Genomic DNA, 15,476 nt, shown 5'->3' with positions numbered 1-15,476 from the left:
GGGTTGGTATTGTCGGTAACTTCTTGTCCGTCAAGAATAGTATCACCATCTGTATCAGGATTATTAGGATCAGTACCTAAAGTTACTTCTTCACCATCTAAAAGTCCATCATTATCAGAATCAGGATTATTAGGATCCGTACCAATAGTTTCTTCTTCTGCATTAGTTAAACCATCGTTATCACAATCGCTAGTAGGTAGCGGAGTACCACCAATAGATTCACAATCATCTAAAGGATTTGTACCGTCTGTAACTTCTTGGCCATCATTAATTCCATCATTATCAGAATCAGGATTATTAGGATCAGTCCCTAAAGTAACTTCATCATTATCATTTATACCATCCCCATCAGTATCAACAGAAATAGTAACAATTCCTGTATTAGAGTTTCCAGAAGGATCAGTAGCTGTAATATTAATTGCGTCTTCATCAGCAAGTACAGGGAAAGATCCATTAATAGGAGATTGATTTTCAGTATCTAAAGTCCAGTTTCCAGCTGAATCAGTAGTTACTAAATAAGTAACATCAATTACACCGTCTCCATTTGTATCTAATTCTATTGTAAGAATTTCGTTAGGATCTCCTTGACCCGTTAATACCGGAGTACTATCTATAGTGTTAAAGCTGTCCACTGTAGGATCTGAAAGATCAAGTACTGCAGTATCTGTAGCACTATCAGGACCAACGTTACCAGCAACATCTGTAATATTTGCTGTTAGTACAATAGTACCAGCGTCACCAGGATTAGCAATAACCACATCAATATTTCCATTAGCTATATCAGCAGCAGAAAGTACCACATCTTGTGAATTTCCATTACCGTCAGTAATAGTTACTGTGTCTCCTTCAACGGCATCTGCAGGAAGTGTAACTACAGCATCAATATCACCTATGAGCTCATCTTCACTTATTAAGCCATCATTATTGGTGTCTTCTGTAATAACTACGGTTGGTGCAGTAGGATCTGTAGTGTCAAAAGTTGCACTATCTGAAATGCTATCAGGGCCAACATTGCCAGCACTATCTGTAATGTTCGCTGTTATAACAATTGTACCGTCATCACCAGGATTTGCGATTATTACATCAATAGATCCGTTTGTAATATCGGTTGCAGTTAAGATTACATCTTGTGAGTTACCATTACCATCGGTAATCGTTACCGTATCTCCAGCGACTGCATCAGCAGGTAGCGTAACCACAGCATCAATATCACCTACCAGTTCATCTTCACTGATGAAACCATCATTGTTGGTGTCTTCTATAATTTCCACCGTCGGCGCTGTAGGATCTGTAAGATCAAGTACCGCAGTATCTGTAGCACTATCAGGACCAACATTACCAGCAACATCTGTAATGTTTGCTGTTATAACAATGGTACCTGTATCACCAGGATTGGCGATTACAACATCAATATATCCATTCGCAATATCAGCTGCAGTAAGAATAACATCTTGTGAGTTACCATTACCATCGGTAATCGTTACCGTATCTCCTTCAAATGTCGGTCCAACTAAAGTTACACGTGCATCAATATCACCTACTAATTCATCTTCGCTAATGAAACCATCATTATTAGTGTCTTCAGTAATTTCTACTGTCGGAGCCAATGGATCTGTAAGGTCAAGTACTGCAGTATCTGTGGCACTATCAGGGCCAACATTACCAGCAACATCTGTAATGTTTGCTGTTAGTACAATAGTACCAGCGTCACCAGGATTAGCAATAACCACATCAATATTTCCATTAGCTATATCTGCAGCAGAAAGTACCACATCTTGTGAGTTACCATTTCCATCTGTAATCGTTACCGTATCACCAGCTACTGCATCTGCAGGAAGTGTAACTACAGCATCAATATCACCTACCAGTTCATCTTCACTGATGAAGCCATCATTATTGGTGTCTTCTGTAATTTCTACAGTAGGAGCCGTAGGATCTGTAAGATCAAGTACTGCAGTATCTGTGGCACTATCAGGACCAACATTACCAGCAACATCTGTAATATTTGCAGTTACATCTATGGTACCTGTATCACCAGGATTAGCAATTATAACATCAATATATCCATTCGTAATATCAGTTGCAGTCAAGACCACATCTTGTGAATTACCATTACCATCTGTAATGGTTACCGTATCACCAGCTTCAGCATCTGCAGGAAGCGAAACACGAGCATCAATATCACCCGTTAATTCATCTTCATTAATTAAACCATCATTATTGGTGTCTTCTGTAATTTCCACAGTTGGTGCCGTTGGAGCCGTTGTGTCAAGTACTGCTGTATCTGTAACACTATCATCACCAATATTACCAGCAACATCTGTAATAAATGCTCCTAATACTATTGTACCTGCTTCACCAGGATTAGCGATAATAACTTCTATAGAACCAGTTGTTATATCTGTCGTAGTCAAAATTACATCTTGTGAGTTTCCGTTACCATCTGTAATGGTTACCGTATCACCAGCAATTGCATCAATAGGTAATGTCACTATAGCATCAATATCGCCAGACAATTCACTTGCGCTGATTAAGCCATCATTATTTACATCTTCTGAAATTTCAACCAGTGGCGCACTTGGAGCTGAAATATCGATTAAAGCAGAATCTGTGGCACTATTAGGACCTACGTTACCAGCTACATCCGTAAGGTTAGCTGTTACCTCTATTGTACCCGTATCACCAGGATTAGTAATAACAACATCAATAAATCCGTTAGCGACATCAGTTGCGGTTAAAACCACATCTTGTGAGTTCCCATTACCATCTGTAATCGTTACCGTATCACCAACTTCGGCATCTAAAGGAAGAGAAACACGAGCATCAATATCGCCCGTTAATTCAGTTTCACTAATGATACCATCATTATTTGTGTCTTCGGTAATTTCTATTGTTGGTGCACTTGGATCTGTAAGGTCAAGTAATGCCGTATCTGTATTACTATCAGGACCAACATTACCGGCTACATCTGTTACAAAAGCGGTAACATTAATAGTACCTCCGTCTCCCGGATTAGGAATTACAACAATTATAAATCCGTTAGTAGCTTCAGCTGCCGTAAGTATAACATCTTGTGAGCCTCCATTACCATCTGTTATGGTTACGGTATCACCTGCTCTTATATTACTTGGTAGTGATATTGCTGCATCAATATCGCCAACTAATTCATCTTCGTTAATTAACTCATCATCATTACCATCATCAACAATAATTACTGTTGGCGCACCAGGATCCGTAAGATCTAGTACTGCAGTATCTGTAGCACTATCAGGACCAACATTACCGGCAACATCTGTTATGTTCGCAGTTACCACAATAGTACCGTTATCACCAGGATTGGCAATTACAACATCTACATATCCATCAGATATATTTGTTGCAGTCAATACTACATCTTGAGAGTTTCCATTACCATCTGTTACCGTTACTATATCTCCTGCAAATACTGCTCCCACTAAAGTTACGCGGGCATCAATATCGCCGACCAATTCATCTTCGTTTATTAAACCGTCATTATCGGTATCTTCTGAAATTACAATAATTGGTGCAACAGGAGCTGTCGTATCAATAGTAGCAGTATCAGTTGCACTATCAGGACCCACATTACCCGCAACATCCGTTAGGTTAGCAGTTAATACAATAGTACCGTTTTCACCAGGGTTGATGATTATCACATCTATAGTACCCGTTGCAACATCTGATGCCGTAAGTATTATATCTTGTGAATTACTATTACCATCGGTTACCGTAACCGTATCACCAGCTACTGCACCTGCTGGTAGTGTTACCACTGCATCTAAATCACCTACTAATTCATCTCCATTAATTAATTCATCATTATTAACATCTTCAGTAATTTGTATTGTTGGCGCTAAAGGATCCGTAATATCAAGTACCGCAGTATCTGTAGCACTATCAGGACCAACATTGCCTGCAACATCTGTAAGATTAGCGGTGACAACAATTGTACCTGTATCACCAGGGTTTGCGATTACTACATCAATAAATCCGTTTGTAATATCAGTTGCTGTCAAAATCACATCTTGAGAGTTTCCATTACCATCGGTAACGGTCACGGTATCGCCTGCAACTGCGTCAGCAGGTAGCGTTACACGAGCATCAATATCACCAACAAGTTCATCTTCGTTTATTAGTCCGTCATTACTTACATCTTCAGTAATAACTACTGTTGGTGCTAATGGAGCGGTTGTATCAAGTACTGCAGTATCTGTAGCACTGTCTGCACTTGTATTACCAGCAACATCTGTAATGTTCGCGGTTACGACTATAGTCCCGTTCTCACCAGGATTAGCGATGATAACTGTTATATCGCCATTGCTAATATCAGTTGCTGTAAGCACTACGTCTTGTGAGTTTCCATTACCATCGGTAATAGTTACCGTATCACCAGCAACAGCATCGGCAGGTAGCGTTACTACAGCATTAATAGGTCCCGTAAGTTCAGTATCACTAATTAAACCATCATTATTGGTGTCTTCAGTAATTTCAACTGTTGGCGCTGTTGGCGCCGAAGTATCTATTGTCAACTCTAAGGTTGTACTATCTACCGTACTATTACCAGCTGCATCTGTACTTGTTACCGCAACTTCATTTACACCGTTTACATTTGGAGCAAAAGTTCCGCTATCTGGAGCAACTGTTTCAGTATCTAGAGTCCAGTTGCCCGAAGCATCTGCAATAATTGTAAAGATGGCACCACCAACTTCTACGGTTACCGTAGAATTAGCTTCTGCAGTACCTGTAATTACAGGAGTAGTATCATTTGTAATTTGACTTACTACTGTAGGAATCGCAGGATTCGTAGTATCAATCGTCAACTCTAAAGTTGTAACATCTACCGTACTATTGCCCGCTGCATCTGTACTCGTTACCGCTACTTCATTTGTACCATTTACATTTGGTGTAAATATTCCACTTTCTGGTGTAGCTGTTTCCGTATCAATTGTCCAGTTGCCTGAGCTATCCGTAATTATGGTATATGTTGCTCCTGCAACTTCTATTTCTAAAGTAGAATCTGCTTCTGCAGTTCCGGTAATAACAGGAGTAGTATCATTTGTAATTTGACTCACTACTGTAGGAACAGCAGGCGGAGTTGCATCTACCGTAAGTAGTGCATTATCTGAAGTTAAAGGAGAACATACAAAGCTAGTTTCTGTAATTATCACTCTATATTCAAAACCGTTTTCTGTAGTTGTTATACCTGTTAATGTCAGTGTTTCCGTACTACTTCCTGAATAAATATCGGTTGCATTTGCATCATCTATGTCAACAAAACCACCACCTAATTGGTCATCTACTTGCCATTGATACAGTAGATCTGTACCTGTAGCAGTTACTGTAAATGTCTCTGGAGTACTACCATTTGTTAATACATCTTGCGGTTGTTCAGCTGCCGTAGCTATTGTAGGTACAACACCTGGTTGCTGAAAATCGAATGCTGTATCAGTTGTACTGTCTAAATTGTTTGGTGTCGTGTAACCGTCAGTAACACTAGTTCCTATTACTATTCCGTTGGGATCAACTAGGGTAGGAGCGTCTCCTAAATATCCATCACCATCGGTATCTGTATATCCTGCTTCGATAACATCGTTACATCCATCACCATCAGCATCCAATTCAAGAAAATCTGCTATGCCATCTGATGTACTTTCAGAATCTGACACTGTGTAGTTTACAACGCCACTATTTTGCTGACCACTTGCTTGTACCGTATTTGGAATACCATCTGTACCAACGGCACCATCTACAACACCAGCTGTAAATGCTTGATTGCTTCCAGATTCAACTACATCATAAATACCATCATTATCGGCATCTAAATCAAAGTGATTCGGAACTCCATCACCATCAGCATCAAAAATATCTACGATACCATCTCCGTTGGCATCAGTACCAAAATCAGTATCTCTATAATTGAGAATATCATCATCATCATCATCGGCACTTGGATTAGTACCCGATGTTTCAAGAGTATCTAAAATACCATCATTATCATCATCTAAATCAACAGAATCTGCAATTCCGTCTAAATCATTATCATCAATACCAACTTCACGATAATCAACTTCTGGAGTTGTAGTTTTCGCTATGTTAGGTAAATCTATAGCTCCATTATTTTGATCATCATTAGTATCAAAAAGAGTACCTGGAGTATCTACATCATCATAATCATTTAATAAACCATCATTATCATTATCTAAATTGTTTGATGCTAAAGTGAAACCAGCTTCAACTCTATCACTTATACCATCTTCATCAGAATCTAAATCTAAGTAATCTGGAATTCCATCAAGATCTGTATCTATAGCTGTTAAACCTTCGTTACCTGAACCTTCATATGGATTTCCTAACCCGTCGGTATCAGAATCAACTGTTCCTCTAGGAATATATGATGAAGTAAGTTGCGCTTCTACATTATCTGGAATACCATCATTATCAGAATCAATATCTAAATGATCTTCGATACCATCGTTATCAGAATCAATACCTTGATATATTGTATACTTAGGTGATGTACCTGGACCGGAAGGAGTATTAAGAGGTGTACCAGCGGTATTATTTGCTGATACTGTATTTGAAGGCGTAAATAACCCGTTTATATCACAAGTTCTAAAAAGTATAGAACCTAAATAATCTCTTGAAGTAAAACCAGTTAGTAGTTTTCCTGTAAATGTAATGTTAAGATTAGACGTTTCATAGTAATTAAAATAAGCAGCTAATCTAGGTCCAAAATCAACACCATTCCATGTTTGTTCAGGACCGCTAAAAGTAGCCGTACCTGTTGCATTGTTTTCTGTTACCGTAAGCAAAGAATTACTATCTACCGCATATAAACCAGGACGTTGAAGTGTTACACTTTCTTTCGTATTTGCTCCATCAATATCATAAATAACACCACCAAATCTTATTAGGTTTACTTGAAAATCGGTAGTTGTAGCTACCAAACGAATATTAAAAGAGATATAACCTGTATCACTAGTTCCATCTATATCAAAAGTAGGTTGCCAAGCCTCGTTAACACCAGATGCATTTGTATCTATAGATGTTAACGTAGCATTATTTATTTCTGTAATTTTTACAATAGCATCTAGAACACCTAAAGAAGATGTGACTACCGTTGAGAATCTATATTCCGCATTTAACGTACCTGCTCCAGTACCTGTACCTGCAATATATGCACCACCTGTAAAAGAACCAGGAGGTATGCCGCAATCTACTCCTTTAGTGTCTGTAGGCTGGAAACCTAAAGATTCTACGTAATCTAAAATACCATCGTTGTCATTATCAATATCCAAAAGATTATCAACCCCATCACCATCGGTATCTATGGGATCTAAGTGCACATTGTCATCTCTAAAATCGACCTCACTTGTAAATGAATCTTGATCATTTGGAAAAGTGTTCACATCTTGATTATTATTTGATGCTCCGTTTGGATCTGCGATACCATTTGGTCCCGAGATACTTAAATCAAAGGCATCGTCTAAACCATCATTGTCCGAATCTATTCCTGATATTGCCGTATCTGCAGTATTATTTTTGTCAAGATCATATGCCTCTACATAATCACTAACGCCATCACCATCAGAATCTATATCTCTATAATCGGGTTTACCTGCACCATCAGTGTTTGTTGGTTCGTTTATAGACTCTCCTGAGCCTGCAGGAGCAACTTCATAATTATCAGCTAATCCATTACCATCAGAATCTGAAGATGGAAAAAGGTGACCTGAAGTTGATTGCCATTCTATATTATCAATGATTCCGTCAGCATCACTATCTAAATCCAAATAATCTGGTCGACCATCTACATCTGTATCTACTGGTGAAGTGATAAGGCTATTATTAAGATCAAAATCAACATCGAAAGCATCATCAATCCCATCATTATCAGCATCGTTGCCCGTTAATTGCATTAAAGCAGCGTCAGTTTGCCCTTCCACTAAATCTTTAATACCATCATTATCAGAATCGATATCTAAATAATCTGGACCAGCTGTACCGTCAGAATTTACAGGAACAGTTGATACACCTGCACCATCTACACCACCATCTTCTAAAATATCTGGAATACCATTGGTACCCACACCACTTTCAGAACTATCTATATATCCATTATTATTGGTATCTAAACTTCCATTGCCTGTTTCAACAAGATCCGGAATACCATCGTTATCACTGTCTAAATCTAAACTATTTGGAATACCATCATCATCAAAATCTCCCGTACCTTCAACAGCATCTGGAATACCATCATTATCGTCATCGTCATCACAGGCATCTGGTAAGGCATCACCATCAGCATTTATAGCATCATCAAAACCTTCACAGGCATCTAATGAGTTTTGTACACCGTCACCATCACAATCACTTGTTGGTAGCGGAGTACCACCTATAGATTCACAATCATTTAAAGGGTCTGTACCATCTGTATCTTCCTGACCATCATCAATACCATCACCATCAGAATCTGGATTATACGGATCTGTACCATTGGTAACTTCAGTTCCATTTATTATTCCATCACCATCACAATCAGCTGCTGCCCAAATTGGGTTAGTAGCATCGTAACCTGTATAACCTGCTGCTTGTACTGGAGTACAAGGATCTAACGGGTCTGTGTCAATATCATCTGGAACACCATCGCCATCAGTATCTGTACTATATGGATCAGTACCGTTGGTAACTTCTGTACCATTTATTACGCCGTCATTATCACAATCTGCTGCTGCCCAAATAGCATTACTACCATCATAACCAGTATAACCAGGAGCTTGTACTGGATCACAAGGATCTAGTGGATCATTGTCCACATCATCTTGAATACCGTCACCATCTGTATCGGTGTTATAAGGATCTGTACCAAAAGTATCTTCTGTACCATTGGTAACATTATCGCCATCGCAATCTGCCGCAGCCCATATGGCATTGCTAGCATCGTAACCTATATATCCTGGAGATTGACTAGGACTACAAGGATCTAATGCATCTGTATCTAAATTATCTGGAACACCATCGCCATCTGTATCGTTACTATAAGGGTCAGTTCCATTGGTAACTTCTGTACTATTTAGTACCCCGTCACCATCACAATCTGCTGCTGCCCAAATAGGGTTTGTAGCATCGTAACCAGTATAACCAGCCGCTTGTACAGGAGTACAAGGATCTAAAGGATCAGTATCTGTATTGTCTGGCACACCATCGCCATCTGTATCTGTATTGTATGGATCAGAACCGTTTGTTGCTTCTGTACCATTTAGTACCCCATCACCATCACAATCTGCCGCTGCCCAAATAGCATTGCTAGCATCGTAACCTGTATACCCTGCAGCTTGTACTGGATCACAAGGGTCTAATGGATCTATATCTGTAGTATCTGGTACACCATCGCCATCAGTATCTGAACTATATGGATCTGTACCATTCATATTTTCTGTGCCGTTTATAACGCCATCACTATCACAATCTGCCGCTGCCCAAATAGGGTTTGTAGCATCGTAACCAGTATAACCAGCCGCTTGTACTGGAGTACAAGGGTCTAATGGGGCAGTATCAGTATTGTCTGGTACACCATCACCATCTGTATCTGTATTATAAGGATCAGAACCATTTGTTACTTCTGTACCATTTAGTACACCGTCACCATCACAATCTGCTGCTGCCCAAATAGAGTTAGTAGCGTCATAACCAGTATACCCAGGTGATTGTACTGGAGTACAAGGGTCTAATGGGGCAGTATCTGTATTGTCTGGTACACCATCACCATCAGTATCTGTATTATAAGGATCAGAACCATTTGTAGCTTCTGTACCATTTAGTACACCATCACCATCACAATCTGCCGCTGCCCAAATGGCATTGCTAGCATCGTAACCAGTATACCCGGCAGCTTGTACTGGAGTACAAGGATCTAAAGGATCAGTATCTGTATTGTCTGGTACACCATCACCATCTGTATCTGTATTAAAAGGATCTGTACTATTGGTAACCTCTGTACCATTATCTATAGTATCACCATCACAATCTTCAGCTGCCCAAACTGCATAATTTTCATCGCTTGGAGCACGTACTGTTGCTACGGTAACTTCGCAAGGATCTGCAGGATCTGTACCATTTGTAATTTCAAAACCGTTGGTTTCGCCATCACCATCACAATCCAAATCATTCCAGCTTGCTTCTGCATTAGTTGGAACTTGATTTGTACTGTATACGCAAGGATCTAAAGGATCTGTATCTGTAGCATCTGGATCACCGTCGCCATCATCATCTAGATCACAAATACCCACTAAACCATCGCCGTCCAAATCTGTATCTACTGTGGTAACTGCAGTTACAGTACCTGTATTATAGGCAGCTGAAGCCACCAATCCGTTGGCTAATATTTTTCCTGAACCATCGCTTGCGCTTGCGGTATCGGCATCATTATATTCAGAACCATCACCATTATCTGCAGTACTACTTTCATATGCTTCATTAGCATCTGAACAACCATCTGCATCACTATCTAAATTTAAATAGTCTGGAGTTCCTGTTGTTGTTTCCGTCGGAACTGTACCTGTACCAGCAGTACTAGGAATTCCATCTGCACTTACAGCGCCATCTGCAATACCATTGGCGTCTGCATCTGTACCACCTGATTCTACTACATCATAAATTCCGTCATTATCGCTATCAAGATCATATATGTTTGCGACACCATCATTATCAATATCACATGCTAAAACCGATCTAAAGGCAAAACCTTCATTTACGTGATTCGCACTTGAATTTATAGTACCATCTGCATAATACCCAATATCCATAGGGAAAGTTATTCCTGTACTGGTATCAATCAATAAAGACCATTGAGAATCTGGTACCAATCTAGAAAGTCCGGCTGCTTCAGGCGCAACTTTAAAAGGTGTACCTGAAGTTATTACTGCTCCATTACCTAAATCTGTTTCACCCAATGGATCTGATAAAACAGCAGTACCGCCACCTGGCCATGTAATTGTAACTGTTTTATCGGCATTTTGTATCGCACCAACGGCGCTATTAGCCTCATAAGAAGAAACACGAATTGCTTGTTGAACTGCATTTACAGGCTCTTGTAAGGTAAGTGTCATTTGTACCGTTGGATCTGTACCTTGATTCCATCTCACTTGTAAACCATTATTAGCTCCTCCAGTTTTATCTAAAATATTATATTCTGTAGAGGTGATTGTGAATTGTTGATCAACTCCATCGCCATTATCATATTCTCCTGTTAGTAATAAAGAATCATCTCCAGTTAAAATAGAACCTTTTGCGGGCGTACATTCTAAAGCATCTGCTATTCCATCATTGTCATCATCATCATCACATACATCACCAATTGTATCACCATCTGCATCTTTAAATAAAGGATGATTAGGATTACATTCTGAACACTCATCAGCTTGCAGTAAATTATTTACAGAAGTTCCTATACCTTGAGAAACTCCTCCAGGAATACCTGCAACATCTACTGTTGCAGTTAGTCTAAAATTCCCATCTAAATCTCCATAATCATAACTTGCATCACCTTCTAAAGCATCTGGGCAACCATCATTATCACTGTCTAAGTCTAAATGATCCCAAATACCATCGTTATCAGTATCTAGATACAATGAGCATAACGTATTTACTCTCCAACCAATATTATCTGCATTGGCATTTGCCGATTGTGTTATTACAATTCTGTTAATTCCTTCATTTATATTAAATCTAAAATTTGCTTCTTGAGCAGTACCACCGACTATTGCAGCTACAGCTTCTCCAGTTACTGGATCATAAGAAGCTCCTGTACCTATAGTTCCGCTATTAGCATAAATATCTGCAGGAAACTGTATTTGAACGCTATTGTTGTAAAATTTAATATTTTGACTTTCATTATAACTACCAGAGGCATTTCTGGCTAAACTTCTTACGTTAAACTCAGTAGATAAAATAAGCTGAGAAAAAACAATTTCTGTGGTTGTACCTGTAACATTAGAATTAGAGTTACGTGTCTGCATGTCTACTTGTATAGTACCATCTGTATAATTTGGATTTCCAGTAGGAAAAGTACCTGTACCAATTGTAGTAGTTGCAACGGCGGTTATATCGTTATCAAAATCTTTTATATATGCTATTAAATTGCCATCATTACTATTTGCCGGAATTATATTATATGAAGAGTTTGTAAAATGAATGTTATTTGTAGCAACTAAGCCGCAGTCTTTATTAAATTCATCTACATCTAAAATACCATCGTTGTCATCGTCACTGTCACAACCATCAGGAATTCCATCCAGGTCTGAATCTATAGTATCATCAAATCCTTCGCAAATGTCTGCAGTATCTGGAACGCCGTCATTGTCATCATCTAAATTTTCTATAGTAATAACTTCTGTTGTGTCATCTGTAGACGAATTGGAATCTGTTTGATCTTGAGTGTTAGAAATGGTATTTGTAATACTTCTAGAAGCAATTGGCGCATCTATATCATCGGCACTAGCCACAAGAACTAAAGATTGCTTTTCTCCTTTAACCATAGTGCCTACATTCCAGTTTGGAGCAGACCAAATACCTTTGCTTGGCGTAGCACTAATAAGTGTTAAGCCTGCAGGTAAGTTGTCTGTAATTACTAAACCAGTTGTATTATCTAATCCTAGACTTTCTACTGTAATTGTAAATGTTACTGTTTCACCTTCGGATATTGTTGTTTTATCTGAAGTCTTGTTAATGTATATGTCTGGATTACAGAAAAATACTTCTATTACGTTAGAATTGTAATCACAGCCACTTTTAGAAACGTTTACATAATGTTCTCCTATTTCTGTTGGAGTATAACTATTATTTGTTGCTCCAGCAATTGCCACGCCATTGTTATACCATTGGTAGGAATCAAAAGCCTCAGTAAGCGTTATTGTACTTCCTAAACAACCAGATCCTGAAATAGAGTAATCAACTACAGGAACGGTATCAAAACCAGAAAAATACCCTCCTGTACCCAATGCTCCACTTAATCCAACAACCCCTACAGCAATTGCACCAGTAGATTGTACTTTAATATTACCTGTTAAATTAGGAATATAAAAACTTTTCCAAGGTAAGCCCGTAGCAGGTATAGAAGCAGGTAAGGTAACGGGGATATTATTTGCTGTTACTACAATATTAGCATCGGGAGTACTATTAGAAGCTAATATCGTTAGACTTCCACTAATTGCTTTACCTGCTAAATCTTCAATAGCACTTATATTGTTTACATTGTCAGGTAACAAACAGTTTACAGGAGCAATAAAATTCATTCCGTTTGTAGCTGCAGAAGTACTACCAGCCAAACATTGGTATGCATATACGTTTTTTGATGTTACAACGGTTAAATTACTACCAGCAGTAGAACCAGAATAATTTGATCCTGGCACTATAAAATACTCCCCTTCGTTTATGGTTGCTATTGGTGTTGCAGATCCATTCACAAAAATATCAGTACCACTTGCAGTACCAATAATAACAGGAAACTCTAAAGCATCTGTACCACCACCTCTAATAAAAACATATTCACGACCAATAATATCAATTGGCACAGGTTGGTCTATACCAGCATCTTGTAAATTAGATCCAGGAAGAACTCCTATAAGTATACTACCGTTACTTATGGCAATATCTTTATCTGATGTTACATCTGCACCTACCCAACCATATCTATTGGCATCACCATTATTACCTAAAGCTTCTAAAACATAGGATTCTCCTTTATTTAAGATTATTGTTATGGTGTCATCTGTTAAACCAGTAGGGTCTGCACCTAATCTAAAAACACAGTCTGTATCATAATCAGAAATGGTTACCGTTGTATTATCTTCTGTAGCCATAATCCCTAAAGCAGAATTGTAAATACTTCTATCATGTACAAAAGGAATACCTCCCCATTTAAAATGTGTTCCTAACGCTGCACGACCTTTAGAGGTTAATGATGCACCTTGCGAATTACTACGACCTCTGTAATTTGCATAGAATTTTTCTCCACCAGGGGCTTCAAAACGTAAGCCTCCCGTGGTGCTTACGAAACCAACTTCGGCAGAAGGAAGTAGTGTTATTCCATTTTGTTGTATGGGTAAAACATAAGTAAACGGATTTGTATTTGATACAGAAACAGTTGCTGCCGGTGTTAATGAAGTACCAATGTATATATTTACATTAAAAGGTATTGTTTCTGGAGTGGAGAGATACACAGATTGCTCTTTTATATATCCTGCTCTGGCAGATGTAAGTGGTGGCATATAATGCAAATCACTTAGTTGCCCAAAACTAAAGGAAACAAAAAATAGAAAAACTACGTTTAAAAAAATGTGAAATTTTTTAGACATTTGGAGGTATTTATGAAATTATTTATTCTTTAATATATCTGTAAAATAATTCAAAACATTTTTTTGAAATTACTTTTATGATGATTAAAGATTTAATGTAGTTGAATGTAAATTTTAGTACGACTATAGTTATATGTTATAGTCAGTAATAAGAACAGTAAAAAGTGTGACTTATTCTAAAACTTTTAAAGAATTTGGTATAGGATTTTTCATAATAGTGTTTTAGTGTTATTTAATGGTTGTAGTAAAAATACTGCTTATAATATTATTTCAATACTAATTTTTGTTTTTTATTCTCACAGTATATTATGTCTCAATTTGTTAACTTATAAATAAAAAAGACAAACTCTGAAGTTTTGTTGTGAGTTACCACAGTTTTGTATGTGAAAGTTATTTTTATGTATGTTATCTTCGTTTTTTCTGTGGTTTGCTTATTAACTAACGTTTGATAATAAATTAATTATTGTAGTCCTCTTTAAACGTTAAAGGAATACTAAAGTATTGTGTTTTGTGTTGGAATGTTAACGTTCGTTCATATATTTGAGTCTTGTTTTTTTATGAATAAACATAGCTCAATCAAAACAAGATCAAATTGACTTTTATGAAAAGGATCACAAAAAAAGAATTATTTTTTGAAAAGACACTTAAGCTAATAAGTGAAAAAGGTTTTAAGGCTACAACAATGCGTGATATAGCACATGAGCTAAATTTTGAAGTAGCAAATGTGTACAATTATATAGACTCTAAAGAAGCCTTATTAGAAGATTATATATTTGCTACATTAGATGAGTTTGTTATCTATTTAGACAACATTATGGACTCTTCTTATTCACCAGTTGAAAAATTAAAATTTGTAATTTCTAAGCACGTGCAATATACTTTAGCAAAACCATATGAGGTTTCTCTTTTTGTATACGAATGGAGAAGTTTAAAAGGTGAGAAGCTAGAAGAATTTAAACAAAAGAGGTCTGGCTACATTAGTTCAGTAAGTAATATTATAGAAGACGGAATTAATCAAGGGGCTCTTAGGCAAATGGATAGCGAATTTGCTACTTTTATGGTTATATCTTCTATGCGTTGGTTGTTTAGTATGATCACAAATGA

2 protein-coding genes are annotated in these 15,476 nt (G+C 37.7%); one reads left to right on the top strand and one right to left on the bottom strand.

Annotated features, from left to right (window positions below):
• The coding region (locus M4I21_RS18030) for an Ig-like domain-containing protein (protein WP_249560625.1) at positions 1 to 14,372 on the bottom strand (14,372 nt) is incomplete at its 3' end.
• Between the two features lie 601 nt (positions 14,373 to 14,973).
• Here M4I21_RS18030 and M4I21_RS18025 point away from each other — a divergent pair.
• On the top strand, positions 14,974 to 15,476 hold a 503-nt coding region (locus tag M4I21_RS18025; RefSeq protein ID WP_249560624.1), incomplete at its 3' end, for a TetR/AcrR family transcriptional regulator.

Source organism: Cellulophaga sp. 20_2_10, from assembly GCF_023476645.1.
GTDB lineage: Bacteria > Bacteroidota > Bacteroidia > Flavobacteriales > Flavobacteriaceae > Cellulophaga.
This window is presented reverse-complemented; position numbering and strand designations above follow the sequence as displayed.